At 59.8% G+C, this 26,816-nt stretch carries 20 protein-coding genes and 1 other RNA gene; 8 read left to right on the top strand and 13 right to left on the bottom strand.

All coding sequences use genetic code 11. The features are described 5' to 3' along the window. Positions 1–177: 177 nt before the first annotated feature. The 6 genes from ABCP74_RS04495 (at position 178) to ABCP74_RS04470 (ending at position 7,542) form a co-directional block, all read left to right on the top strand. Positions 178–1,050, top strand: a complete 873-nt coding sequence (locus tag ABCP74_RS04495; RefSeq protein WP_343000973.1) for a methylenetetrahydrofolate reductase — start codon at positions 178–180, stop codon at positions 1,048–1,050. Continuing rightward, positions 1,050–1,838 carry a hypothetical protein gene (locus ABCP74_RS04490; RefSeq protein WP_343000974.1) on the top strand — a complete coding sequence of 263 codons (789 nt, stop codon included), beginning with the start codon at positions 1,050–1,052 and terminating at the stop codon, positions 1,836–1,838. Before ABCP74_RS04495 ends, ABCP74_RS04490 begins: the two co-directional genes overlap by 1 nt. Positions 1,839–1,847: 9 nt before the next feature. Further along, on the top strand, positions 1,848–4,406 hold the full coding sequence (locus tag ABCP74_RS04485) for a homocysteine S-methyltransferase family protein (RefSeq protein WP_343000975.1): 2,559 nt from the start codon (positions 1,848–1,850) through the stop codon (positions 4,404–4,406). 108 nt (positions 4,407–4,514) lie between these two features. Then, positions 4,515–5,879: a PFL family protein gene (locus ABCP74_RS04480; RefSeq protein WP_343011765.1), complete on the top strand. Its 1,365-nt coding sequence runs from the start codon at positions 4,515–4,517 to the stop codon at positions 5,877–5,879. A 317-nt stretch (positions 5,880–6,196) separates the two neighbouring features. Next, positions 6,197–7,084: a methyltransferase domain-containing protein gene (locus ABCP74_RS04475; RefSeq protein ID WP_343000977.1), complete on the top strand. Its 888-nt coding sequence runs from the start codon at positions 6,197–6,199 to the stop codon at positions 7,082–7,084. 158 nt (positions 7,085–7,242) lie between these two features. After that, positions 7,243–7,542: a YhbY family RNA-binding protein gene (locus tag ABCP74_RS04470; RefSeq protein ID WP_006234690.1), complete on the top strand. Its 300-nt coding sequence runs from the start codon at positions 7,243–7,245 to the stop codon at positions 7,540–7,542. Positions 7,543–7,611: 69 nt separating this feature from the next. On the opposite strand, the gene ABCP74_RS04465 is transcribed toward ABCP74_RS04470, so the two are convergent. The 8 genes from ABCP74_RS04465 to ssrA form a co-directional block, all read right to left on the bottom strand. Continuing rightward, positions 7,612–10,611 (bottom strand): AfsR/SARP family transcriptional regulator, encoded by a 3,000-nt coding sequence (locus ABCP74_RS04465; protein WP_343000978.1) that lies wholly within the window; start codon positions 10,609–10,611, stop codon positions 7,612–7,614. Positions 10,612–11,057: 446 nt separating this feature from the next. Next, the gene (gene nagB / locus ABCP74_RS04460) at positions 11,058–11,786 is read right to left on the bottom strand and encodes a glucosamine-6-phosphate deaminase (RefSeq protein ID WP_117839976.1); all 729 of its coding nucleotides are present in this window, start codon (positions 11,784–11,786) and stop codon (positions 11,058–11,060) included. Between the two features lie 272 nt (positions 11,787–12,058). Beyond that, positions 12,059–12,526 (bottom strand): PTS sugar transporter subunit IIA, encoded by a 468-nt coding sequence (locus ABCP74_RS04455; RefSeq protein WP_306421699.1) that lies wholly within the window; start codon positions 12,524–12,526, stop codon positions 12,059–12,061. Positions 12,527–12,627: 101 nt separating this feature from the next. Then, positions 12,628–13,965: a phosphoglucosamine mutase gene (glmM, locus tag ABCP74_RS04450; RefSeq protein WP_006234694.1), complete on the bottom strand. Its 1,338-nt coding sequence runs from the start codon at positions 13,963–13,965 to the stop codon at positions 12,628–12,630. 123 nt (positions 13,966–14,088) lie between these two features. Continuing rightward, complete coding sequence (gene rpsI / locus ABCP74_RS04445) at positions 14,089–14,484, bottom strand: 30S ribosomal protein S9 (RefSeq protein WP_022094634.1); 396 nt, start codon at positions 14,482–14,484, stop codon at positions 14,089–14,091. 2 nt (positions 14,485–14,486) lie between these two features. After that, complete coding sequence (rplM, locus tag ABCP74_RS04440; protein ID WP_022094635.1) at positions 14,487–14,930, bottom strand: 50S ribosomal protein L13; 444 nt, start codon at positions 14,928–14,930, stop codon at positions 14,487–14,489. A gap of 157 nt (positions 14,931–15,087) precedes the next feature. Beyond that, entirely contained in the window at positions 15,088–15,966 is an 879-nt protein-coding gene (locus tag ABCP74_RS04435; protein ID WP_343004390.1) for a patatin-like phospholipase family protein, read from the bottom strand. A gap of 465 nt (positions 15,967–16,431) precedes the next feature. Continuing rightward, positions 16,432–16,795: a transfer-messenger RNA gene (gene ssrA, locus ABCP74_RS04430) on the bottom strand. A 239-nt stretch (positions 16,796–17,034) separates the two neighbouring features. Between ssrA and ABCP74_RS04425 the strand changes: the two genes are divergently transcribed. Next, a complete protein-coding gene (locus tag ABCP74_RS04425; RefSeq protein ID WP_217107581.1) occupies positions 17,035–17,469 on the top strand; it encodes a hypothetical protein in 435 nt (144 codons plus the stop codon). A 64-nt stretch (positions 17,470–17,533) separates the two neighbouring features. Here the strand turns inward: ABCP74_RS04425 and ABCP74_RS04420 are convergent, their stop codons facing one another. The 4 genes from ABCP74_RS04420 to ABCP74_RS04405 all read right to left on the bottom strand — a co-directional run bounded on the left by ABCP74_RS04420 (position 17,534) and on the right by ABCP74_RS04405 (position 23,920). Then, on the bottom strand, positions 17,534–19,549 hold the full coding sequence (locus ABCP74_RS04420) for a heavy metal translocating P-type ATPase (protein ID WP_343001365.1): 2,016 nt from the start codon (positions 19,547–19,549) through the stop codon (positions 17,534–17,536). Positions 19,550–19,627: 78 nt separating this feature from the next. After that, positions 19,628–19,873: a DUF6110 family protein gene (locus ABCP74_RS04415; RefSeq protein ID WP_343001366.1), complete on the bottom strand. Its 246-nt coding sequence runs from the start codon at positions 19,871–19,873 to the stop codon at positions 19,628–19,630. A gap of 462 nt (positions 19,874–20,335) precedes the next feature. Then, entirely contained in the window at positions 20,336–22,093 is a 1,758-nt protein-coding gene (locus ABCP74_RS04410; protein WP_343001367.1) for an ABC transporter ATP-binding protein, read from the bottom strand. Then, the gene (locus ABCP74_RS04405; protein WP_343001368.1) at positions 22,094–23,920 is read right to left on the bottom strand and encodes an ABC transporter ATP-binding protein; all 1,827 of its coding nucleotides are present in this window, start codon (positions 23,918–23,920) and stop codon (positions 22,094–22,096) included. 120 nt (positions 23,921–24,040) lie between these two features. Between ABCP74_RS04405 and ABCP74_RS04400 the strand changes: the two genes are divergently transcribed. Further along, entirely contained in the window at positions 24,041–25,039 is a 999-nt protein-coding gene (locus ABCP74_RS04400) for a helix-turn-helix domain-containing protein (protein WP_343001369.1), read from the top strand. A 64-nt stretch (positions 25,040–25,103) separates the two neighbouring features. On the opposite strand, the gene ABCP74_RS04395 is transcribed toward ABCP74_RS04400, so the two are convergent. Further along, entirely contained in the window at positions 25,104–26,468 is a 1,365-nt protein-coding gene (locus ABCP74_RS04395; protein ID WP_343102194.1) for an ATP-binding protein, read from the bottom strand. Positions 26,469–26,816: the final 348 nt, after the last annotated feature.

The following is a 26,816-nucleotide window of genomic DNA, read 5'->3' as shown; positions in this document are numbered from 1 at the left end:
ATCAAATACCATTCAATATAGCCCCGTCTTAGATTGACTACACTGTTATAGGAAATGCCGATAGCAAAGCATTTTCGATTGGTATCCCCAAATAGCGAGTGAAACTCCACCGTGACATAGTGGTGCTGTAGAATCCTTACAACACATCACACTATTAAGTATCTAAAGGAGCACGATATGCGCGTCGACGAGGTTTTTAAGCAGGCAGCATCCCAGGGCACCGCACCCGTTTCGTTTGAGATGTTCCCGCCCAAGGGCGAGCTTACCCTCGACACGGCTCGCGAGGTGGCAGGCAATCTGTGCAAGCTTTCGCCGAGCTTTGTCTCGGTCACCTGCTCGGCCGGCGGCTCGGGCAACGGTGCCACCACCGCCCCCATCGCGCATATGATTACGAGCGAATTCGATACACCCTCGGTGGCACACCTTACCTGTGTGGGCCGCTCGCACGCCGATATCGCCGCCAAGATTGACGAGTATCGCACCGCCGGCGTTGAAAACATCCTGGCCCTGCGTGGTGATCTTCCCGCTGGCGCGACCGAGGACGACAAGCCCGCCTCGGACTACGCCTACGCCCGCGACCTCATCCCCGAGCTCGTCGACGCCGGCTTTTGCGTGGGTGCCGCAGCCTATCCCGAAGGCCACATTGCCTGCGAGGATCTCAACCTCTCGGTCGAGCACCTCAAGCAAAAGCAAGACGCCGGCGCGAGCTTCTTTGTGACACAGCTCTTCTTTGATAACGAGTGCTTCTATCGCTTCCGCGAGCTTGCCGACAAGGCCGGCATCACCGTGCCCATTACCGCGGGTATCATGCCGTTTATGGGCAAGTCGCAGATCAGCCGCATGGTCTTTATGTGTGGTGCGTCGCTGTCCTCCCCCGTCATCAAGATTCTCGCCAAGTACGAGAACGACCCCGAGAGCCTGCAGGCAGCCGGTGTAGATTATGCTGCTCGTCAGCTTTGCGACCTTAAGGAGCACGGTGCCGACGGTCTGCACCTGTACACTATGAACCGTCCTGCAATCGCCGCGACCATTATGGAGCGCCTGGGGTAATGGAAAAACCGCACGTCGATACAACCGTTGTTGAAGTGCCGGCCGACCTTGCGTCGCCGGCGCTTTACCGTATCGATGCTGCCCACCACCCTCGTGTCGACCGTGCCGAGATGCTGCGGTATCTGGGCTACGGCGGCCAGCAGATTGAGCCCGAACTGTCACGACGAATTGAGCTTGTGGTCGAACGCCTAGAGCTGGATATCGAGCCCCGAGGCGTGCGACGCGTGTTTGCCGTCGATGCCACGGGCGTGGACGAGCAGGGAGAGCCCTGCATCCGCTTGGTTGGCACCAATGTTGAGCTGCGGGGTCGTGATATCTATCGCCACCTCAAAGACGCCCGCTTTGCCGCACTCATGGCATGCACCCTCGGCATGGACGCCGAACGCCGTCTGCGCACCACGGGAGCTCAGCAGCCCCTAGAGGGAGCCGTGCTCGACGCCGCATGCTCCGCCTACGTGGAGGCCGCCGTCGAGCAGATGGACCAGCAAGTCAAGGCTGCGGCCGCCGCACACGGGCTCGCCGGCAACTGGCGCTTCAGTCCCGGCTATGGCGACTGCCCGCTCTCTGCCCAGCGCTCGATCGTGGATGCACTCAACGCCACGCGCCTCATTGGACTTACCGTCACCCCCACCAGCCTGCTCATGCCCACCAAGAGCGTGACCGCGGTGATCGGTCTGTTCGACGGCGAAGTCCACGACGCCCAGAGCCGCCCCACCTGCAATATCTGCCGCATGCGCGAGCACTGTCGCTTCCGCGCCGCCCACACCACCTGCTATTCCAGCCATTAGGAGCCCTCGATGTTTACTCCGCTTATCACTCATGATTCTGACGGCACTGCATTGGCGGCACCTGTTGATGCCGCACGTCGCAACGGTGCCACGTACAAGACGCGCACGATCGACGATCTGCGCATTAAGGACGATCGCCTGCGTGCGGCCATCGATGGCACGGGACACCTGCTGTTCGACGGCGGCATGGGCACCATGTTGCAGGCCGCTGGCATGAAGGCGGGCGCCCTGCCCGAGCTGCTCAACTTTGAGGAACCCCAGGTTATCACCGATATCCAACGTCAATATGTCGAGGCTGGCTGTGACGTGATCACCGCCAACACCTTTGGCGCCAACGCCCACAAGCTCGACGGTGCTGCCACCGTGGCAGACGTCTTTGCCGCGGCCGTCACCTGCGCCCGCGAGGCCGGCGCCCGCTACGTCGCCGGCGATATCGGCCCCATCGGCGCGCTGCTTCGCCCCCTGGGTACTCTGAGCTTCGACGAGGCCTACGACCTCTTTGCCGAGGAAGTGCGCGCCGGCGTCGCCGCGGGTGTGGACCTCTTTATTATCGAGACCATGACCGACCTGGCCGAGATCAAGGCGGCTGTCTTCGCCTGCCGCGAGAACTCCGACCTGCCCGTCTTTGCCACCATGACCTTTGAGGAAGACGGCCGTACCTTCCTAGGAACGAGCCCCGAGGTCGCCGCCATCACGCTCGACGCCATCGGTGCCGACGTTTTGGGCATCAACTGCAGCCAAGGACCGGCCGAGCTCCGAGGACTCGCCGCACGTATGCTCACCGTTACCGACAAGCCCGTTATGGTGCAGGCTAATGCAGGACTCCCCCATGTAGACGACGACGGCAACACCGTCTTTGATATCCAAGCCCCCGAATACGCCGAGGCCGTCGCCGGCATGATCGCCGACGGTGTGAGCGTCGTGGGCGGTTGCTGCGGCACCACGCCGGCGCACATGGCGGCCTTGCGCACGCTTATCGACAACCACACGCCCAGCCCGCGCCGCCGCAAGCCCAGCATGTCGGTCACGAGCGCCCAAACGGTCGTGGACCTTCCCTGCGACGGCCACAAGATCGCCGTCATCGGCGAGCGCATCAACCCCACCGGCAAAAAGCGCCTGCAGCAGGCCCTGCGCGACGGCGACCTGGACTACGTCGTGAGCCAGGGCATCAGCCAGCAGGAACAGGGCGCCGACATCCTGGACGTCAACGTCGGCCTGCCCGAGATCGACGAGGTCAAGATCATCCAACAGGCCACCGAGCAGCTCCAGGGCTCCACGCTGCTGCCGCTGCAGATCGACTCCACCGATCCCGCCGCTGTCGAGGCCGCCGTGCGCCGCTACGCCGGCAAGCCCATCATCAACTCGGTCAATGGCAAGCAGCAGATCATGGATGAGATCTTTCCGCTGGTCGCCCACTACGGCACCAACGTTGTCGGCCTTACGCTCGACGAAGGCGGCATCCCCGATACCGCCGAGGCCCGCTTCGCCATCGCCGAGCACATCGTGGCCGAGGCTGCCCGTTACGGCATCGGACCGGACCGCATCCTCATCGACTGCCTGGTCATGACCGCCTCGACCAACCAGCGCCAGGCCGAGCAGATCCTGCGCGCCATGTCCCTGTGCAAGGAGCGCCTGGGCGTCAAATGCGCGCTCGGCGTGTCGAACATCAGCTTTGGCCTGCCTGCCCGCCCGCTGCTGGGCTCGGTCTTTTTGGCCGCCGCCTTTGGCGCGGGCCTGGACGCCCCCATCATGAACCCGGGCTCCAAGCGCTTTATGGATACCGTCTACAGCTATCGCGTGCTGAGCGTTGAGGACGAGGGCTCGACCGGATACATCGAGCGCTACGCCGGCTGGACCGATCCGTACAAGATCGCCGCGAATCCGGCGGCGGCTCAGGCGGTATCGACCGACGCCGCGCCCGCTGCTGGCACCACCGGCACCGACGGCAACGACGACCCGATTCGTCGCATGGTCGTCTCGGGCCGCAAGGGCGAAATCGCGGCCGAGACCGAGCGTCTGCTGGCAGACCATGACGCCATGGACCTCATCAACAATCACTTTATCCCCGCCCTCGATGAGGTCGGAGTCCTCTTTGACCAGGGCAAGTTCTTCTTGCCGCAGCTTATGGCCTCGGCCGAGGCCGCGCGCGTGGGTTTTGACACCATCAAGCGCCTGATGCCCGCCGGCGAGATTGCCGACAAGGGCAAGATCTGCGTGGCCACCGTTAAAGGCGATATCCACGACATCGGTAAGAACATCGTCAAGATGCTGCTCGATAACTACGGCTATACCGTCTTTGACCTAGGCCGCGACGTCGACCCGCAAGAGGTGCTCAAGACCGTACGGGAGCGCGACATTAAGCTCGTCGGCCTCTCGGCGCTTATGACCACCACGGTCGTCGCTATGGAGGAGACCATCAAGTTGCTCCATGCCGAGGTTCCGGGCGTCAAGATCATCGTAGGTGGCGCCGTGCTCACCCCCGAATACGCCAAGCAGATCGGCGCGGACTACTACGCCAAGGATGCCGCCGAAAGCGCGCGCATCGCCGAAGAGGTCTTTGGGCAGTAACACAACGGAAACAACCGAGCACCAAAACGTGCCGCACGCGCCACTTGGCACGTGCGGCACGTTAAAATAGATAAGACTATGCTCGTTTTGGCAGATAGGAGCGCAAGGATGGCGATCACGCCCGCAGAAATCGCGGAAACCCGCGGCATGGTTGAGGAGCAGAACCTCGACATCAGAACCATCACCATGGGTGTTTCGCTCATGGGTTGCGGTGACGAGAACCTCGACCGCATGTGCACGAAGATCTACGACCACGTGACGCACACGGCTGAGCACCTGGTCGAGACCGCCGAGAACCTCGAGCGCGAGTACGGTATCCCCATCGTCAACAAGCGCGTTTCCGTCACCCCGGTGGCGCAGATCGCCGCGTGCTGCAAGGATGAGGACCTCACCCCCATCGCGCATGCCCTCGATCGCGCGGCCGAGACGCTCGGCATCGATTACCTGGGTGGCTTCTCCGCACTCGTCCAGAAGGGCATTGGCGACGCCGACCGCCGCGTCATCCAGTCCATCCCCCAGGCGCTCGCTACCACGAGCCGCGTCTGCTCCAGCGTCAACGTCGCCAGCCTGCGCGCCGGTATCAACATGGATGCCGTGCTCATGGCCGCCCAGACCATCATCGATGCCGCCAAGCTCACGGCCGACCAGGATTCCGTTGGCGCCTCCAAGTTTGTCTGCTTTGCCAACATGGTCGAGGACTCCCCGTTTATGGCGGGCGCCGTCCACGGCGGTGGCGAGGCCGACGCCGTCATCAACGTTGGCGTCTCGGGCCCCGGCGTTATGGCTGCTGCCTTGGAGACGCTCCCCGACTCCGCCTCGATGATGGAGGTTGCCGAGAAAATCAAGCAGACCGCCTTTAAGATCACCCGCGCCGGCGAGCTCATGAGCCGTGAGGCAGCCCGCCGTCTGGGTGTCGAGAAAGGCATTGTCGACCTGTCACTGGCTCCCACGCCTGCCATCGGCGACTCCGTTGCCCGCATCCTCGAGATCATCGGCGTGGGCATCTGCGGTGGCCCCGGCACGACCTGCGCGCTCGCCATGCTCAACGATGCCGTCAAGAAGGGCGGCGTCATGGCCAGCTCCAGCGTGGGCGGTCTCTCCGGCGCCTTTATCCCCGTGTCCGAGGACGCCGGCATGATCGCCGCCGTCGAAGCCGGCGCGCTTTCGCTCGAGAAGCTTGAGGCCATGACCTGTGTGTGCTCCGTCGGCCTGGACATGATCGCCATCCCCGGCGACACCCCGGTCGAGACCATCGCCGGCATCATCGCCGACGAGATGGCCATCGGCGTCATCAACAACAAGACCACGGCCGTCCGCGTGATTCCCGCCATTGGCAAGGGCGTGGGCGACTGCGTCGAGTACGGCGGCCTGTTCGGCCGTGCGCCCATCATGCCGGTGAACCCCAACGCCGGCACCGTGCTTGCCCACCGTGGCGGACGCTTCCCGGCACCGCTGAACTCGCTCAAGAACTAGCTGAGGGGTTCGGGCGAGGAGCCCCGGGGAGGGCAAATATATAAGGTCGCCTGCTCGGACAGTCCTGACTCGCACGGAGAGCACATTAAGTGCTCTCCGGCTCGTGCGGAACTCGCGATCGACCTTATATATTTGCCCTCCCCGGGGCTCCCGCACAACGGGACCTCAGTTGGGTTCTATCCCGTATGGCAGTCGCTTCGCTCCTGCCCGCCTTGGTTGTGAGGGCGGTTTGGCGTTGGAACGGTTCTTTCTGATATATGCTGGTTGCGGCTCTTCTTTTGGGAGGAGTCGCTTTTTTGTTGCTAGGAGGTTGGCCCGTGGTTGATGGGGAGAATCGTTCTGAGCTGCTTGCTGCGGATTGGAATGGCGAATGGATGCGCCTGCAAGCTGGTCGGCGACGGGCTGATGATTCTTTTGAGTGGGATAAAAGGGCTCGGCATTTTCGGCCGTTGGAGACTGCCCCTTATGCTCGGGATTTTATAAAGCTGTTGGCGTTGAAGCCTGGTGAGTCGGTGCTTGATATGGGGTGTGGGGCTGGGTCGATTGCTATTCCGCTTGCTCAGGCTGGGCATTCCGTGATTGCTGCCGACTTCTCTCCTGCCATGTTGGGCACGCTTGATGCCGGCATTGAGTATTACGGGCTCGAAGATCTTATTACGCCGCTTGAGCTTGCTTGGGATGATGACTGGTATTTGGTTGGACCGATCGCAAAAGCGGTAGATGTTGCCTTTGCCAGTCGGTCGGTTACGACGACCAACCTAAAAGGCGCGCTTGCCAAGCTTGATCGTACGGCTCGTCGGCGTTGTGCTGCCACGATGGTCGCCAACTCCAGCCCGCGCTATGATCTGCACCTGATGAACGCCATTGGCGCCTCGGTTACCTGCAGTAATGGCTTTGTGTACGCCTTCAACATCCTCATTCAGATGGGTGCGTTGCCGCAGGTTACATACTTTGAATCGCCTCGTCGCGATACCTTCGATAACCTTGAAGCGGGCGTAGCAGATTTTTCCCGCATGCTCGAGCATGGCAACGAGGATAAGGTCGGCCGTCTGCGCGACTACATCGCTCAACACATGATTGAGAACCCCCATGCCGGTGAGCCGGGCCCCAAGGGCGTGCCGCAGGGGCGCTATATGCTCGACCATATCCGTAAGGTTCGTTGGGCGTTTATTGCATGGGAGCCGGTCTCTGCGCCCAGCTCATAGCCTGTTCGCAGCCCGCACCGCCCACTCACTCGGCATCCGCATTCTTTTTGAACTGGGCAAACGCGCTCCACACCACGCCGTTCCTGCGCTATCGTGGGACAGCTCACGTAGATTAAGGCCCCGTCGCGGGGCGCCCCATACATAGAAAGCGAGAACCCATGGCACTGACAGGAGCCCAGGTCAAGCAGCTTCGCAGCATGGCCCATCACCTCAACCCCGCCATCATCATCGGCAAGTCCGATGTCAACGAGGGCACCGTCGAGCAGACGGTCGCCTACCTGGAGAAGCACGAGCTCGTTAAGTGCTCCGTGCTCGATGGCTCCAGCCTTTCCGCCCGCGAAGCCGCCGAAGAGCTCGCTGAGCGCTGCCACGCCGAGGTCGTTCAGGTTATCGGCCGCAAGTTCTCGCTGTATCGCGAGTCCTCGCGCAAGGACATCGAGAAGATCAAGCTCGTCTAAGAGCCAATGATCCGGCGAGCCAACACATAGCAAGCTTACGGGTGCCCAAGTACTTCGGGTGCCCGTTTTTTATCGCTCGACCAGCACGCGATTGAGCCGCCCCTCCACCAAGCGCTCGTATAGGCGCCGCGTCTCGGGCTCGGGCACGCCATTGACCTGCTCCCTCAGGTGGTGCATATGCCCGCTGTACAGCTCGACGATATCGCGCCGCCGCCCCGCCGCACTGTAGACGCGCATGGCGCAGCGCACCATATCCTCACGCGCCGTTTCCTGCCGAAGCCCCGACTCCGCCAGCCAAATCGCCGACTGCAGATCGTTTTCTTCTAGAGCGGCATTTGCTCCCTTAATCATGCAATCGATGTACTTTGACTGCATAATGCGCCGCATGCGCAAAAAGTAGGTGGGATTACAGCCATTGGGAACATACAACGGTCCGGCATAAAGCTGCTCAATCTTAAGGCACAACTCGACCAGATGGGGCCCGCGCGCACCCGTGCGATTTCCCAAAACCTCGCGGCTTATCTGGTCAAACAGCCGTACATCGGTCTTGACGTAGTCGCCGTTGAGCCCAATGCATTCATTTTGGATGAGCACGCATGACTTGCCATCCGGCGTCGGCCCCAAAGCCGACCGCAAGCGCGATATCGTCGAGTACAGGTTGTTGCGGGCGCTATTGAACTCGGCATGGGGCCACAGCTCCATGGCCAGCGTCTCACGATCGACGAGCGCATCCATGCCCAGCGCAAGCCGCTCGGCAAGCGTCGCCGCCTTCTTGCGGCGCCACATTTTGTCCGTGATGGGAAACCCGTCGCGCTCGGCGCGAAACGCACCAAACATGCGAATCTCGATATGGTCGATGGTATCAACGGCTTCAACCTCGCCGGCCTGGAATAGGCGCTCGCCCTCCCCTTCCAAATCGTCGCGCAGCGAGTACCGCGACAGCTCGCGCACGGGAAGCTTCTTGCGTATCCTGGCCGCCGGCTCGCCCAGACAATGCATGGCAAGGCGCGCAAAGAGCCGATACGATGGCTCTAGAATCCCCGCACGATTCATGGACATCCAGGCCGCAAGATCGCTGTCTCGGCCCGCACAGGCCAAATGCAGCGCCACCATCCAGGCTTCTGCGCCACCAACCTGCGTCTGGCTTATATCGAGCAGCTCCGCTTCCTCGCGTACCGAAACCATCGAGGTGTTACGCAGATATGCCGCGCGCTCCAGCAGCAATGCGTTATCGCGCATGTACCCAATCGACTCCTCGGCAAGTTTGAGCACTTGGACCGCACGGAACTTTGCATTAACCGGCCGTCCCTCTGCCAGCGACTGCCAGCCTTCTAGCAACAGGCCAAACAGCTGAATCTGGTTGTCGCGCATGCGCACAGCAAAACGATCGAGCTCGTTGAACGCCGCGTCGTCGGTTACCGGCAAGCCGGAAAGGAGCCGCCGTGCCGCCAACACCATGCGCACCCAGATAGCCATCGCCTTAAGCCCGCGTACGTCGAGCGCCTCCCGCACCACCGTCATCTCGTCGTCGCGCTCGTCGGTTCCCGCAAACGACCCGTCAAAGAGCTCCACCAGCATACTATCGGCCCGTATAACAATCCCCGCGAGGTCGAGCTCGCAGTCGTAGGCCTTGCTCGTTTTGAGCTGCTGTAGAACGCCGCCGTCATCTCCCCGCTCGGTCAGGCACCGCTTGACCTCGATATGCGCAGACAATATATCGAGTGCGGTATGGGATGTCTCGATTTCTGGCACGGCCAGGTTCGTAGGAAGCCCAAGCCCGTTGTCCCCATAGCAAACAGCCGTCAGCGTCTGGGCCACCCTCCATGAAACAGGGTCTATTTCGCAGGCCGCCCGTTCGCCCCCGCGCTCGATGACCGATGCCATATAGCGAGCGAGCTTTGTATTGGACACGCTGACCGCTGCCAGATATACGCCAAGCGCTTCGGCAGGCGTTGGCTCTGGAGCCGGATCGTCGGCATCGATCGTGCCCAGCGCCGCTCGGCAGATATCGGCCCCGTGCCCCGTCAGAGCCAGATCGACCCCATACTGCCCAGCAAGTTCAAGGACCGCTTCACGGTCCAAAAAGGCGTCCGCCAGGCCCATCGCCGCATCGCATCGGCCCGCCTTAAGCAAAATCCGGGCCGCCCTCGGAACAAGTTCGGGGCGAACCTCGGCCACCAACTTACGCAAACGCAAGCGTCCGTTATCCTCCGTGCCCAGACACGTAAAACTCCGCTCGGCGGGATCCAAGCCAAAGATCGGGTAGTCGCGCACAAAGTAGGACTGGTCGACCATCGACAACCTCACCCCACAAGCCTCGAGTTCTGCGATATTGCCCTCGCCCATCAAAACCATGAGACATGCCACGCAAAACAGCGCATTATTGTCGAGCGAAGCCAGATCGACAAGTGCCGCGCCATATACGTTGACAATCTCGTTTTCGAGCAGACCGGCTACGTCGCCTTGGCCATACAGACCCGTCTGCAATGCCGAAACGAGCTCGGGCACGCCCTGCGTGAGCTGATAAAAGTCGAGCGATGTGCTGATCGAAAACGCCGATGCCCACGCCGAATACTCATAGGCATGCACCTTGAGCATCTGCGCATTGATCTTAACCGAATCGCCCAGCCCATGAATCAGCTGACGATTTGAAGGACGACAGGAGATAAAGACCCCTATCCCCATAGCGCGCAGGCCGCGAATCCTGTCGATGAGGTCTTCGGTATCGTGCTGATCGAGGTTTGGCACATTATCAATCGCGATAAGGGAGTGCGGTTTGTCTTTGAGTTCTTCGGTAACCACCTCGAGCTGCATAAACACCTCGCGCCCAATGGCGCGATCGGCCTCGATAATCCGCACGGGGCCTCGCGTTGGGTCGCATTTAACCTCATGGGTGTACTGCAGCAGCACCGAGGTCTTCCCAAACCCGTCGGGCGCATAAAGAACCACGATGCCGGCCTTTCGGCCCTTGGCGATAAGCTCATTCATCAAGCGTTCGCGTCGCACCATATAGCCTCCGCCCAGCGGCATCAGCTCGAGGTCGTCTATACCGCTCAAATCGTTTACCATGCCCGCTCCTCAAGTCGACCGTATGGACACTGTAGCCGCAAGACCATACAAGCCGCGCTATGAATAGAGCGACCTTGTGTTTTAGGTTGTCTTTTGGTACGCAAGCGGCAAGTTTTTGTACAGCGAGGGCCGATTGTTATTAATCCCCGACTAATCGGTCTTTAAGCAGGTAAATGAGCTTGTCAGCTTGTCCCATCTAAGCGTCAGTGTAACGCAGATGAACAAGGTTCAGCCATGTCATTCAACTCGCCTAGCACCCGCTACCGTCTACGACCTTCTAGTGGCATTTTTGCATAGAATCTGATATGGAATGAATCAAGCTGTTGGACATCCGGTATTCGTCAAGCTTACGGCAAGTTTTTGGTCAAGTGGGCAAAAAGGGATAGCAAAAAGGCCCCCGCAAAGCGAGGGCCTTTTGAAAAGCTATGTAAGATCGCTTGGTCGCGTTACTCGCAGAGCGAAAGAGCGGCCTCGTCAGCAACGACGACGCAGTTGGTGTGCAGCTGCAGGATCGAAGCCGGGCACTTGGGCGTAACCGGGCCATAGCACATATCGTGCACAGCCTGAGCCTTGGCCTCGCCGTTGGCGACAACCAGGATCATGCGGGCATACATGATGGTCTGGGTGCCCATGGTGTAAGCCTGACGGGGCACATCATCGATGCTGTCGAACAGGCGGCTGTTGGCCTGAATGGTGCTCTCGGTCAGGTCGACACAGTGCGTACCCTTGGAGAAGTGGTCATCGGGCTCGTTGAAGCCAATGTGACCGTTGTTGCCAATGCCGAGCAGCTGCAGATCCGGATAACCGGCGGCAGCGACGATCTTGTCGTACTCGGAGCAGGCAGCAGCGGCATCGGGGTTGGAGCCATCGGGCACGTGCGTGTTGTTCAGATCGATATTGATGTGATCGAAGAAGTTCTCGCGCATAAAGTAGTGATAGCTCTGGGGATCGTCGTGCGAAAGACCACGATACTCGTCCAGGTTGTAGGTGCTGACTTCGGCGAAGTCGACGTCGCCCTTCTCGTACCAAGCGGCGAGCTGCTTGTAGGCGCCAATCGGGGTGGAGCCGGTGGCAAGACCCAGCACGCAATCGGGCTTGAGGATAACCTGGGCCGAGATGATATTGGCGGCCTTGCGGCTCATATCCTCGTAGTCTTTAGCTTTAATGATTTTCATTACGCGTCCTTTCTCGTACAAGAGAGGCAAGGCTCCCCTTACAAGCACTTGCCCGCGGCCCGCGTCGGCCGCAACCAACGTGTGCGGCCACCAGGGCGAGGTCGCGTAATGTATGTGTCTCGTGTCTAACCGCGTCGAGGCCCCTGCCCGTCCACGGTGACCCAAAGCTGTTTAGCCTCGGACAAATCCCATCTTGCCACGGAGGGCGTCCTCTTTCAAGGGCGCCCTCCGTAAACGTGTTTGAATTGTAGGCTAATGGCCACGTGCACTTGCTAGCGCTCGCGAGCAACGATGAGTTGGTCCATCTCTTCGACATGCACGCCAACGGAGCCCTTGATACTCGAGAACTCAACGGAGTTGCACACCAAGATGGGAACCGTCACATCGTAGCCCTCGGCAGCAATTGCCTCGCGATCGAACTCAATGAGTACATCACCCTTATGGACGATGTCACCCACTTGCGCATGTACGGTAAAGTGCTTGCCCTCGAGCTGAACAGTGTCCAAACCAACGTGGATGAGCACGTCCAAGCCATCGACCGTGTTAAGCGCAACGGCGTGTCCCGTGGGAAAAATGGCCTCGACCTTGGCATCAGCCGGTGCAATCACGCGCGTGCCGGTAGGCTGAATCGCCACGCCCTGGCCCAAAAGGCCGGTGGCAAACGTCTGGTCATTGACCTCGGACAACGGAATGACATCGCCCGAGATGGGAGCATCCAGCGTAAGGACTCGACCACGCATACCAAAAGACCTTAGGACTTTAGTGAACATGCTCCCCCTCGGACATACCAATCAATCAAAATAACTTTAACAGTTTACCACTTGGCAACGGTTTTTGACCATTAGGGAAGTTCGCGCTTGACAACCTCGACGATGTCGTCGACAACGCGCTGGGTCAGCTCGTGCGTCTCGGCCTCGGCCATCACGCGGACCAGCGGCTCGGTACCGCTCGGGCGTACCAGAATGCGGCCGCGGCCGTCAAGCTCCTTCTCGGCAGCAGCAACGGCATCCCAGATGGGCTGACAATCGTCCAAGCCGGCCTTGTTGTCGGAATGCACGTTGACGAGCACCTGCGGGTACTTCTTCATGATGCCGGCAAGATCGGTGAGGGTACGACCGGTGCGCTTGAGCACGGCCAGCAGCTGCAGAGCCGTCACCAGGCCGTCACCGGTGGTGTTGTGCTCCAGGAAGATGATGTGGCCGGACTGTTCGCCGCCGATGACGGCGCCGTCCGCGAGCATGCGCTCCAGAACGTAGCGGTCGCCCACGGCGGTCTGGACCATCTCGAAGCCCTGTTCCTTCATAGCGATGGAGAAGCCCAGGTTGCACATGACGGTCGAAACGATCTCGGAGTTGGCGAGCTTGCCGCGAGCGGCGAGATCAGAACCGCAGATAGCCAGGATGTAGTCACCGTCGATCTCATTGCCCTCGCTGTCCACGAACAGCACACGGTCGGCGTCGCCGTCGTGGGCCAGACCGATGTCAGCATGGGTGCGCAGCACGAGCTCGCGCAGGGGCTCGAGGTGCGTAGAGCCGCACTCAACGTTAATGTCGGTGCCGCAGTAATCGGTGTTGATAGCGTGCACCGTGGCACCCAGGCGCTGCAGCGCGGCGGGCGTAGTCTGGCAAGAAGCACCGTGGCCGCAGTCGACGGCAACGACCAGGCCGTCGAGCCTCAGGCCATCAAGCGTATCGATGGCGTGGTCGACGTATGCCTTGCGAGCGTCCTTCATCTTGATGATGTGGCCCACGCCGGCGCCAGTCGGCAGCGTGTCGGCAGCCATGGCTTCCTCGGACATGACCCAAGCGCTGATCTCTTCCTCGACAGCATCGGGAAGCTTCATGCCCTTGCGGCTAAAGAACTTGATGCCATTGAACTCCGGCGGATTATGCGAAGCAGAGATGACGATGCCGCCATCGAGCTCGTTCTGAACGGTGAGCAGTGCCACGGCAGGCGTGGGGATGACGCCGCAGCAGTGCGGACGGCCGCCCTCGGCCATAATGCCGGCGGTCAGAGCGCTCTCGAGCATGGTGCCCGAAAGGCGCGTGTCACGGCCGATGCAGATGTCCGGACCAAGAAACTTGGTCGCCGCGCGGCCCAGGCGAAACGCGAGGTCGCACGAAAGATCGGCGTTGGCGACGCCACGGACACCATCGGTACCGAAGATGTTCTGGGGCATAGGATTGCTCCTTCCCTAGCAGGCGATATGCAACCGCCCACCCTAGTCGAAAAAGAAAAGCGGGACCCGCCGAGGAATCGGCAGGCCCCGCTTGTACATTGTATCTCGAAAGGAGATAAAACCTTAGCGCTTGGAGAACTGGGGAGCGCGGCGGGCCTTCTTGAGGCCGTACTTCTTGCGCTCGACCACGCGAGCATCGCGCGTAAGGAAACCGGCCTTCTTGAGGTCAGCACGGTAGTCGCCAGCGTTCAGAAGAGCGCGAGCGATGCCCAGGCGCAGAGCGCCGGACTGACCGGAGATGCCGCCGCCATCGCACAGAGCGATAACGTCGAACTGACCGGCGGTGTCGGTCACCTTGAAGGGAGCAAGGGCGTTCTCAACGAGCTGATGACGGCCGAAATACTGCTCGGCGTCACGCTTGTTGATGGTCACCTTGCCGGTGCCGGGGACGAGACGGACGCGGGCGACGGCGTTCTTACGACGGCCGGTACCCTGGTAGACAACGGTGTTCTCAGCCATCTTTAAGCCTCCAGCTCAATCTTCGTGGGGTTCTGGGCAGCGTGCGGATGCTCGGCACCAGCGTAGACCTTAAGCTTGGTCATCTGGGCACGGCCGAGGGTGGTCTTGGGCAGCATGCCGCGAACGGCGCGCTCGATGACCTTCTCCGGGTGCTTCTCCATAGCCTGGCGGAAGCTCTCAGCCTTGAGGCCGCCGTTGTAGCCGCTGTGGCGATAATAGGTCTTCGTGTCGGCCTTGTTACCGGTAAGCTGGACCTTATCGGCGTTGATGACGACAACGAAGTCGCCGCAGTCGCTGTTGGGCGTGAACTGGGGCTTGTTCTTACCGCGCAGGATCATTGCGATCTGGGTGGCAAGACGGCCCAGGACAGCACCATCGGCGTCGACGAGAACCCAGTTGCGCTGGACCTCGCCCTGCTTGGCGTAGTGAGTCGATTTCGAAATCACTTAGACTCCTCCATGTACAGTACGTGTTGTTACAGAGATTCACGGGGCTCTGCAAGTAACCCGTCCATATTACCCCGCTCGTCGCCCGAGTCAACAGGTATTTTGGCTCTGACCAGACTTTCTGCACATGTCGTCCATGGGTCATGACGTCGCGACGCTAGCGCTCGACAAACGCCTCGATATCTCCCAGCAAGCGCTTTGCCTCCTGGCGGCCCTGAATATACAGGTCGAGGAGCTTTGCCGGATCGTGCTCAACGTGGCCGACCTCGACCGGCTTTTGCGGAGCAATGACCAGCGCACGGCCCTCGCGCTCATACTTCCACAGATGCATGCGCTGGATGTTATAGCGGTCGTGGCGCGTCTCGATAGCCTCGAGCAGATAGGGGTAGTCGGCATAGCGGGCTCGTGCGGCGGGCATAAACTCGTAGGGCTTTTTCTCATACGAGCGGTCCTGCGTGACAATGACGACTGCGCGATCGAAGCCCGCCTCCTCCAGCACGTGCTCGATGGGGACCGAATCGGCTACGCCACCGTCGACGTATTTGTGCCCGTCAATCTCAACCGGCGGCGTCACCAGCGGCAGCGACGTCGATGCACGCACGGCGTCGAGGTCGAGCACGGCGCTTTTGACCGGCAGGTACGCGGCGGTTCCAAAGAGCATGTCCGTCGCGACGGCGTACATCTTGATGGGGCTCGCGTCGAACGTCTCGTTGTCAAAGGGATCCAGGCGGTCCTGGACGTCGTTGAAGATAAAGTCGTAGCCGACGATGGAGCCCGTGGACGCAAACGATGCGGCGCCCATGAAGCGGTTGTCGTCGCAGAAAGCCAGGTTAATGCGGTTGGCACGGCCGATCTGGTGCGACTTGTAGTTCACGCCGTTGAGGGCGCCGGCCGATACGCCATATACCGCCGGAATCTCGACGCCGGCCTCCATGAGAACGTCGAGCACGCCCGCGGTGAACTGTCCGCGAAAACTACCGCCCTCCAGGACGAGCGCGACCTTGCCGGCGTTCTTTGCCTTATCCTCTGCAGTCATGTTGACCTCCTGCTGTTTCGTTTTGGCCTTCTTCTACCCAGTTTTGGGATAGAGAGCGCATTGGTTTTGGAGTTGCGGAGGGCGGGGCGGTCAAGTCAACCCCAGAGTATGAGTTGCCGCCGGGAAAGCGCATCCCACCCTGCGTTGCTGCGGCGTTTTCTTTACGCCCGCGCCCTGCGCAGAGTTCGATTCTCCGCGGTACGGGGGATCCGTTGATGCTGGGCTTGACCAGCTGACATTCGACAAACATCGCATCCGTTTTGAGTCGAAAGTTTGCGCGGAGAATCCGCGTATTTGCTTCGCAAATACGCACCGGCTTCGGCCGCCTGCCGGCGTCCTCGCCCGCTCGCTACAAACGCTTCGCGTTTGCTTGACGCTCGCGCCCTGCATAGAGTTCGATTCTCCGCGGTATCTGTAATTAATGAAAAAGCAGGTAGAGACACTTCTCTACCTGCCTGTAACTAGTGGTGGAGGCGCGGAGAATCGAACTCCGGTCCACGAAAGCCCCCTGATTGGCATCTCCAAGCTCAGTCGCTGGTTTAGTCTCGGACGCCTTGCGCACAGCGACACGCTCGCAGCATCCCAACCGGTTCGGTCTTAGCCCGCGCCATACCGATTACGTGCGCGGGAGCATTCCCCTAAAATGACGTCGCGCCGGTGTCGGGGAAATCACCGGGTTGACGCGCCGCTATAAACTAAGCAGCGAGAGCCATAGGCTCAAAAGAAGAGTTGTTGTCAATTCAATTTGACGGTACCCCCGTTTAACGAGGCGAGGAGACCTCGGCTTGCTTCCTCTCTCAGAGCTATCGTGTCGAAACCAGTCGCCCCCGAATGTTGGGAAAGTCTGGATGGTATCGGGCCTGCAAACACCCGATAACCGTCGACTTTTCAAGGAACACGCGGGATGAACCCCGCTCGTGGATAGCTATCTTACCACGTTCTAAAGGCAGACAGCTGCTCTATGCACGAGCTGTGAAGACCCTAATGTGCACCATACTTCGCACTTTTGCCACCGAACGCGTCACGTATATTTTCGCCAAGCAAAATTGACCCGTCGAAAGGACCGTTATGGATACCAAGCAGCAACTTGTCAATGCCCTCGCAGGCCTGGGCTCAACCATTACCGAAGCTATGGATGTCATCGAAGGCTTTGTCCCCTGCGGGCATCCCGCCCTCACGGTATCGAACGCACTCGTCGCGCTGGACGCTGACGATGATGTAGCTCTCGCCCAGCAGCTCGAGACCGTCGAGGGCTTTATCGACCACGTGAGCGAGAACCGCGGCGTGGCCGCCTACCACGACATCGAGATCGAGCTCGCGGGCCCCAAAGCCGATCTGCTCGCAGCAATCCGCGAAGTAGGCACCCTTATGCAGACCGCAGGCGTCAAGAACACCCAGGTCAACGAGTGGGTCTACCGCAGTCTGGCAGCACTCGACAGCTCCGACGAAAAGGCAGCCGAGCAACTCACCGAAATCCCCGCCATCAAAGCTGCACTTGCCTAAAAAGGCCTGCACCCTGGCGGCTGCGGTACCGCCCGAATGCAGGCCATAAGCTCAATCGAAAACCCTAACGCAGGTAAGCCTTCGCGTTGCTCAGGCTGTAGGCAATCGTCGAGCCGTTATGCAGCAGCGATGACGTCTGCGGGGTAATCGTGCCGGTAATGCCCAGTGCCAAGAGCGCTGAGTTGGTGAGCATCACCTTAGAGTAGGAGCTCGTCAGACGATCAATGAGGCCCTGGCTCATGCGGCGCAGGCGCACGATCGCGGCCAGATCCGTATCGGTCAGGATGATATCGGCGACCTCCTTGGCGATGTCGCTTCCGCCACCCATCGCCAAGCCCACGTCGGCCAAACCGAGCGCCGGCGAATCGTTGACGCCGTCGCCCACCATGGCAACGTGGCGCCCCTCGCGCTTAATCCGCTCCACATAGGCATACTTGTCCTCGGGCAGCAGCTCGGCCATAAACTCGTCGACGCCCGCCTCGCGCGCGATGCGCTCGGCCGTGCGCTCGGAATCGCCCGTGAGCATGACCACGTGCTTGACGCCCAGCGCATGCAGGTCGGCGATGGCCTCACGGACCCCGGGCTTGAGCGGATCCTCAATGCCGAGCACGCCGACGACCGTGCCGTCGACCGCCAGATACAGCGGCGACAGGCCCTGCATCTGGGACTCGATTTGCTCCTTGATGTCGAACTCGAGCTGCGCGCTCTCGTCCTCAAACACAAAGTGTGCCGAGCCGATAATCGCGCGACGCCCTTCGATGGACGAAGCGATGCCGTGCGCCACGATGTACTCGACGGCAGCATGTCGCTCGCGGTGCTCGAGTCCGCGCTCGCGTGCTGCATTGACCACGGCACGTGCCACCGGATGCGGGAAATGCTCCTCCAAGCAAGCGGAAAGGCGCAGGACCTCATCCTCGCTCCAGCCATCGGTGGTGAGTACGCAGGCAAGACGCGGCTGCGCCTCGGTGAGCGTGCCGGTCTTATCAAACACAATGGTGTCGGCCTTGGCAAACGACTCAAAGTACTTTGCGCCCTTGACCATGACGCCCATCTTGGCAGCATCGCTCATGGCAGTCATGACGGCGACGGAACCCGTGAGCTTGAGTGCGCACGAATAGTCGACCATCAGCGCCGCTGAGGTCTTGATGAGGCTGCGGGTGGTAAGAGCAACCAGGCCCGCGAGCAGGAAGTTCCACGGGACGATCTTGTTGGCGAGGTCTTCCATGTGCGACTGGCCCTCGGACTTAAGCGAGTCGGCCGTCTGCACGAGCGAGACGATTGAGCGGAGCTTGGTCTGAGCCGTATTGGCGCGCACGCGAACCAAGATGCTGCCGTCTTCCACGACGGTACCGGCGAACACGTCGTCGCCCACGCTGCGCTCGACGGCCAGCGGCTCGCCGGTCAGGGTCGCCTGGTTGACCATAGCGCTCCCCTGCTCGACCACGCCGTCAATGCAAATGGACATGCCGGTGCGCACGGCGACCAAGTCGCCGGGCTCGAGCTCGGTGGCGGCAACGCTTACCTCGGTGTCGCCGACAACCTTTTGCGCCTTGTCGGGCACATCAAGCAGCGAGTTGATGAGCTCGTTTTCGCTCATGGCGCGGGTGTAGTCCTCGAGCAGCTCTCCCACATTGAGCAGGAACATCGTCTGGCCCGCGGTGTCGACATCACGTTTGACAAACGAGATACCGATGGCCGAAGCGTCGAGCACGGGAACGGTCAGGCGCGGCTGCGCCAGCTCATGAAGAGCAGCGCGCAAAAATGCCATGTAACCGGCCACGACAAACACTGCGCGCAGCGGCGTAGGCAAAAACCATCGGCGTGCGTAATGGGCACCGACGAGTGTCGCCAGGTCCATAACGAGTTTGTGCCTGCGTGGCTCAAGCTGCATCACGTAACCCGTCTTTGCGTCGGCAATGGCCTGAGCGTCGAGCGCACCGACGGCGGCCAGCACGGTATCGCGGCGCGGCTCGTCGTATTCGAACGCCATCTGGCCAATACGGCCGTAAACGCGCACCTTGTGCACGCCGTCGATGTCGCCACTGAGCTTAAGAAGCGCATCGAGATCGCTCTCTGGCACAGGACCCGCCAACTGGAGGCGGGTCCTGCCGGGGATCTCGCTAACAATCGAGAATCTCATAGTTTATGCCTGGGAGTGCTACTCGGCTGCCTTGTCCGCAGCGGCCTCGCTCTGGGTGAGATAGGTAGCCTCGGCAACCATATCGTCGACCTCGGCCTTGGCCTGCTCGACCATGTCCTGGTAGCCGTTCTTGATGCGCATGCCGCACGCAATGCCCTGCACGCAGGCATTCTTTACCGGAACGCTGGTGAGCAGCTTGATGCCAGCCGTACCAAGCAGAAAACCGCCACCAACAAGCAGGGTGTTGAACGTCGACTTCTTCATGTTGCTTCTCCCTTTTGCCGCATTGGACGCGGCACGGTGCCTCAGCACCCGAGTAAATAAGTTTGCTCGAGCACACTTTTGGAAAATATTTTAGTTTATCTAACTATTAAGTTCAACAAAGGTTAACTTTTTGGAAATCTTGGGGTGCGGAACAGCCGACTTCTGGCGATCCGTCTGCCGCAACGTACATCTCCGGCATCCATGAAAGGCTCTCCCCCGACCCGACGAATCGAGGTCTAATACTTTTCCGCGAAGTGAACGAGCAAAATCGGACCCCCGAAACATCTGCATTTTTTCGCAGCAAAACCGCAGGAAACACTCGGCAAAACCACAGGAAACGGCGTCCAAAAAGTGTCGATGCTACAGGGGTCCAAATAAGGTCGTTCACTTCTCGGAAAAGTATTAGACCCCATTCTAGCTACCTCCACAACATGACAAAGGAACGGTCTCTTTACCCCTTTCCTACAGCTGCCAGTCCGCCGACTCCTTTTGCAGTGCGACCATACGGGCAAATTCTCCGCCCGCCGCCTTGAGCTGCGCCGGAGTGCCCTGTTCGGCAACCATGCCATCCTTGAGCACGACGATCTTGTCGGCATTTTCCACCGTACGCATGCGATGCGCAATCACGATAACCGTCTTACCTGCGAGCAGACGGGAGAGCGCCTGCTGTACCACGGTCTCGTTCTCCACATCCAAGCTCGCCGTCGCCTCGTCCAAAAGGACGATGGGCGCGTCTTTGAGCAGCGCACGGGCGATAGAGATGCGCTGGCGCTCGCCGCCAGACAGCTTGGAGCCGTTCTCGCCGATCATGGTGTCATAGCCCTGCGGCATGCGGTTCACGAACTCGTCGCAGTTGGCGGCACGCGCAGCAGCAAGCACTTCCTCATCGGTGGCATCGCGACGCCCAAGACGGATGTTTCCCATCACCGTGTCGTCAAAGAGCAGCACGTCTTGGAACACAATGGCGTAGTCGCGCAGCAGCACCTCGGGATCGACGCTCGCAACATCCACGCCACCCACGGTGACCGTGCCTTCGGTGGCATCCCAAAAGCGCGCGGCCAGGCGGCTCACCGTAGACTTACCGGAACCCGAAGGACCGACCAGTGCTGTGACCTCGCCTTCCTTGGCGGTAAAGCTCACATCGGTAAGAACCTTCTCGCCGGCGCGGCCGTCCTCGCCCGCACCATAGCCAAATGCCACGTGATCGAACACCACATCGTGGCCCGCGGGCTCAAATTTCTCGCTGCCCCGCGCCACAGGCTCTTCCATGATGGAACGCATGCGCTTGGCAGACGACTCGGCGGCAAACAGCTCGGACATTAACATTAACGCCTGGTCAAAGGGCGCATAGACACGGCTCACCATAAGCAGGAAAGCAAACAGCACCAAAAAGTCGACCTGCCCGGAGGCGACCATCGCGGCACCCGTGACCAGCGTGGTGGCAATGCCCAGACGCAGGATGGCAAAGGCGGAGTTGACCAAAAGTCCGTTAGCGAGCTCGCCCTTGGTGGTCTCGCGCTCCTCGGCATCGATCACGGCGTTGAGTCCCTCAAGATAATGGGCCTCCTGGTTGGTGGCGCGGATCTCGCGAACGCAGTCGAGCGTCTCTTGAATAGCCTCGGTAACCTTGACCTTCTCGGCACGCACGCGATCGAACACCGGAGTCATAGGGCCGCGTGTTAGATACAGCACGGCAAAGGCCACGGGAACGCTCAAAAACGCCGCAATCGCCAGCTGCCAGCAAAAGAACAGTGACGCCACGAACACAATGGCGCTTGCGATGATGGCACCCCAAAGCTCTCCCAGCACGTGGCTGTAGGCGTGCTCCATGGCCTGGACGTCACCCATGATGGTCTCGGTTAAATCGGCCAAATCACGACGACCAAAAAACGACAGCGGCAGTTTGCGCAAGCGCTCGGCGATCTCCATACGCTGCTTGCCGCACTCCTCGTAAAAGATGCAGTAGGTGTAGTAATACTGCTGCCAGTTAGAGGCAAAGAGCAACACGAAAAAGACCAAGAGGCCGCCCACAATCGGCAGGGCATCCGGCAGGTCAGCCCCGCTGGCGAGATGCTCGACAAAGCCGGCCATAACCAGGAATAAAAAGCCCATGCCGGCCATGGTAATGAGATTGGTGAGCGTGGTCCAGAAAATGCCGCGTTTTACGCCGGCGACGCCTTTATCGGATAGGAAATACTTCTTTTGGAATGAGGCGAACATTTAGGCCTCGCCTCCCTTCGTGACGGCGGCATCCGCGGTCGCTGCAGTGATTTTCCAGCTCGCGGCCTGTTCGTATTCGGCCCACATCTTGGCATACAGACCCTTTTGGGACAGCAACTCGGCATGGGTGCCCGACTCCTGCACGCTGCCCTGGTTGAGCACCACGATTTGGTCTGCGCCCACTACAGTCGAGAGTCTGTGCGCAATCATAATGACCGTGCGACCCGCCGCCAGCTTGCTAAAGGCGCGCTGGATGAGCGCCTCGTTCTCGGGATCGGCAAACGCCGTGGCCTCATCGAGCACCACGATAGGCGCGTCTTTAAGGATCGCACGGGCGAGTGCCACGCGCTGGACCTCGCCGCCCGAAAGATATGCTCCGCCGGCACCGAGCATGGTATTGATGCCCTGTGGGAGCTTGGCCACAATGTCGTCGCACTGAGCTGCGGAGAGGGCCGCACGCACTTCGTCGTCAGTGGCCGTAGGCTTGGAGGCGCGCACGTTATCGGCAAGTGTTTGCCGGAACAGCTGGTTGGTCTGGAAAACGAAGGCGACCTGGTCCATAAGCTCGTGCGGATCCATATCGCGAACGTCCACACCGCCTACGAGCACTCGCCCCGAGGAAACATCCCAAAAACGCGGGATCAGGCTTGCGCAGGTTGACTTACCGCCACCCGAGGGACCCACCAGGGCGAGGGTGCTACCAGCGGAAACGCTAAAACTCGCATGGTTGACGGCAGGCGCTTCGGCGCCCTCGTAGGTAAAGCTCACATCCTCAAATCGTACGTCGCTGCCGGCAGGGTGCTTGGGTTGGGCGGGCACGGAGAGCTGCTTGGAATCCATGATGCTTCGGATGCGAGCCAGCGAATCGGCACTCATCTGAGAGGCCTCGCCCACAAACATGAGCTTGGTCATGGCCGTCGGTACCACGGCCGAAAATATCGCGTAAAACGTGAAGTTTGCCATAAAATGCGCGAAGTCCGTCTCGCCCGGCGCCAACAGCAACGCCACGGGCAGCAGGAATGCCACAAGACCATTGAGCGCGGTAAGGTTGAGTACCTGCGGACCTCGGCAGAACGTGCCCGCATAGCTTTGTGCCATGTCGGCGTATTCGGCGATCGCATCGTGGAAGGCCTTAAAGGAGTAGACCGTCTGCTGAAACACCTTGACCACGGGGATGCCGCGTACGTATTCGGTGCCGGTCTTGTTCATCTTGACCAGCGCTCCCATGTAGGCCTTCATGAACTCGGCGCCTTTGCCGCTCATCATGGTGGCCATGGCGCCAAGCGAAACGACGACCGAGATAAGGCATGCCACCCCCAAACGCCAATCGAGGGCGAAAAGCAGCACGAGCAGGCCTGCGACCATAGCGGTGGCGCCGGCGATATCGGGCAGCATGTGCGCGAGCAGGGTCTCGGTGGAGGCGGCGCATCCGTCTACAATACGGCGCAGCTCACCGGTGGCGTGCGTGTCAAAGTAGCCAAGCGGCAGCTTAAGCAGGTGCTCGCTCGTAGTCTTGCGGATATTGGACGCGCAGCGAAACGCAGACAGGTGCGTGCACATGAGCCCCACGAAATAAACTACGATGCTTGCCAGGGCAAAACCAACGGCCCACCAGCCATACATCGCGATATCGGTGGCTTCGCTCCAGTTAGGTGCCACGGCGATCAGATCGCGCGCGACAAACCAGATGCACACGTACGGGCCAAAGCTCAGCAGCTGCGAGAGCGCCGAGAGAGCCATGCCCAAATACGTGAGGTATTTACGGTCACCGGCATATGCAAGCAGCTCGCCGATGCCGCCGCCTTCCTTTTTTGATCCCTTTGCCATGAGGTTCCCTTCTGACGGCTTGAGAGTTAACCGTAATGAACTTATCATTGATATGTTAGCCAAGGCACACAATCGAGCCAGGCGTGGACGTTTCCGCAAAGGGAGGGGACGCTTTTGAAAATGCATCGGGCAGCGACCGACATAACCGAGCTCTACGCCCCACAGTTTGAGCAGTTTGGCCTGGAGCTTACCGGCAAGGGTGCCGTCTTTACCGGCGAGGTGGCAAACGACCGGGCGCACGGCCGCGCATGGATCATGCCTCTCTCCCCTGTCTGCATCGTCATGGAGCATTTCATCACCCCGACGCACGATATGTACCTGGCCGAATACACACCCGAGCCATACGCCTGCGTGAGCGAAGTCAGCGCGCCCACACTTACATGCATGCCCGAGGCTGGCATAACGCCTGCGAACATTAAACCCTTGCATGGACCGTGGCCAAACAATGCCGTTTGCAGCTTTATCCAAGATAGCTGTGGCGAGGAATTAAGCCCGCTGTTTGCGGGGGAGCTTTATCACTCGTGCTCGGTGCTCTTTTTGCCTGGATATTTTGACGAACTGGAGCACCGCTATCCCACCGAGTTCGCGGGAATCTTTGAGGCGTTTGCCGAGCCATGGCACGAGGAAGCGGCGTCTGCCATCTTCCACACGCTGCGCCGGATTAACGAGGAACGCGCCCGCACCGTAGGCGGACACGTCTATATGCAGGGCATCGTGGAGACCATGGTCGCGGAGCTCGCCTGTTCGCGCGCTGCCCACAAGCAGGCGCGGCAGGCGGCAGACACACGCGCCAGCATAACCATTGCCGAAGAAGCAGCGGCGATGATTGAGCGCGCGCTCGACAAAGGCAGACGTGTGGGTGTCAACGAGGTGGCCGAGAGGCTCTACACAAGCCGCTCCAAACTATGCGCCACCTTTAAGGCCCAAACCGGCGAGTCCCTGGGCGCCTACATTCGCAGACGCCGTATGGAGCGAGCACAGGACCTTTTGGCCGATAGCGCGCTCACGATAGCGCAGGTGGCAGAGCGTCTAGGCTACCCTCAACAGGCCGCCTTCGCCCAAGCTTTCAAACAACACACCGGCATGACACCCACGGCCTGGCGAAGCAAGCATCGCTAAGGCCCAAGCTCCCTGGCCGTAACGGAGCGATTAATTAGCCGCCGCCCGTCAGCTCACCCAGGATCTAAACGTCAAGATGCGCACAATCAAGCGCCTTTTTGATAAGAGGGACAGATCGATCAGCCAAATACAACGGAATGTTGAGCACCCCGTCGTCGAACTTTAGGTTCTTAAGTGAGTAGCGGACCCTCAATGGAGTCGTCTCCGCATGCTTGTCGGCATAGTACTTAAGGCTCTTGGAATGAACGACCTCTCCCGATTTGACCTCGACGGGAACGATTTCGTTTCCGACTTGAATCAAAAAATCGACTTTGTGCTTCGGCTTCTCGTTTGTCCAATAACGCGGAGCAGCATCTAACTGTGAAAGTAATGCCTGAAGCACATAGTTCTCGGCGAACGAACCTTTGAACTCCGAAAATAGCGCATCCGAGATGGCAAAAGCGGACGCATCCAGCCTTGCCATGCGGCGCAGCAAGCCGACATCAAGACAGTAGACCTTAAATGCCTTGAGGTCATCGTACGCAGAGAGCGGCACACCACCAGCAGCATTAAGGCGAACCGCCGTGATGAGCCCAGCATCGGCAAGCCATTCCAGAGCATCCTCGTATTCTCGAGCACGAGCCCCCTCGCGCACCGCACCCCAAACGAACTTTTTGTTCTCGCGCGCCAACTGAGCTGGAATCGAGTTCCATATTTGTGAAAGCTTGGCAAACTGCGCACGGCCACCATGCTTGGCAAAATCGCGCTCGTAGGAATCCAAGAGATCAGACAACACCTTATCGACCTGAACGATATCGCCCGTCTCCACCCACCGGCCAAGAGCCTCTGGCATGCCGCCGCATGCAAAATAACGACGAAGATGCTCGACGAGACGGACATGGAAGAAATCGGGCACTGTCTCGATCTGATCCAGGCCGCCAAGGTATTCGTCGTAGTTTGCAGCGCCCTCGGCTTTCAGAAACTCGGAAAAGCTCATGGGACGCATCTCCATGAACTCGACCTTTCCCACCGGAAAAGCGCTGGTCTCACGGGACAAGCGAACGCCCAACAAAGACCCTGCGCATGCGACGTGATACTCGGGGGCCTCGTCACAGAAGTATTTAAGGGCGCCGACTGCAGAAGGACAATCCTGGATCTCATCAATAATAAGCAGCGTTTCGCCGGGCTCGATAGGCTGTCCAAGTGCCAGGGAAAGATTTGAGATGATCCGTCGAGGATCGCGCGTACCTTCGAAAAACTGAGCGTACTCGCTCTGTACCCCAGGTGACGGCTCCTCGAGCGTCAGATACACAAAATTGAGGTACGAGGTTCGGCCGAACTCCTTAAGCGCCCACGTCTTTCCAACCTGGCGCGCCCCCTTAAGGATAAGCGGCTTACGATATTCTGACGCTTTCCAAGCGTTAAGCTTGGCAATGATATCTCGCTGCATGACCGAACCTCCCGCAAAGAAACTTCCGTAAACGTGATATTTCCCACATTTTACCTTAGGTAAAACGTGACATTTATCACATTTACGGAAGTTTTAAGCTCATTTCGCCACACTTTCATCACATTTATTGCAATGTGACAAAGGGACAGTCCCTTTGTCACCCGCACAAAAATGGACGCGCCAACGGCGCGCCCATTCACTCTATTTCATTCAGCCTACCTGACCCGAACGGCCGAGTCGTCACGGAACCCGGGAGCCCCGGCAGGGCGGGTGCTTGCTCAAAATGAGTTCCGCACGCAAAGAAGGCCACTTAATGTGGCCTTCGTCTTGCGCAGGACTGTTCGAAAT

It is taken from the genome of Collinsella aerofaciens (genome assembly GCF_039062315.1).
Classification (GTDB): domain Bacteria; phylum Actinomycetota; class Coriobacteriia; order Coriobacteriales; family Coriobacteriaceae; genus Collinsella; species Collinsella aerofaciens_BG.
This window is presented reverse-complemented; position numbering and strand designations above follow the sequence as displayed.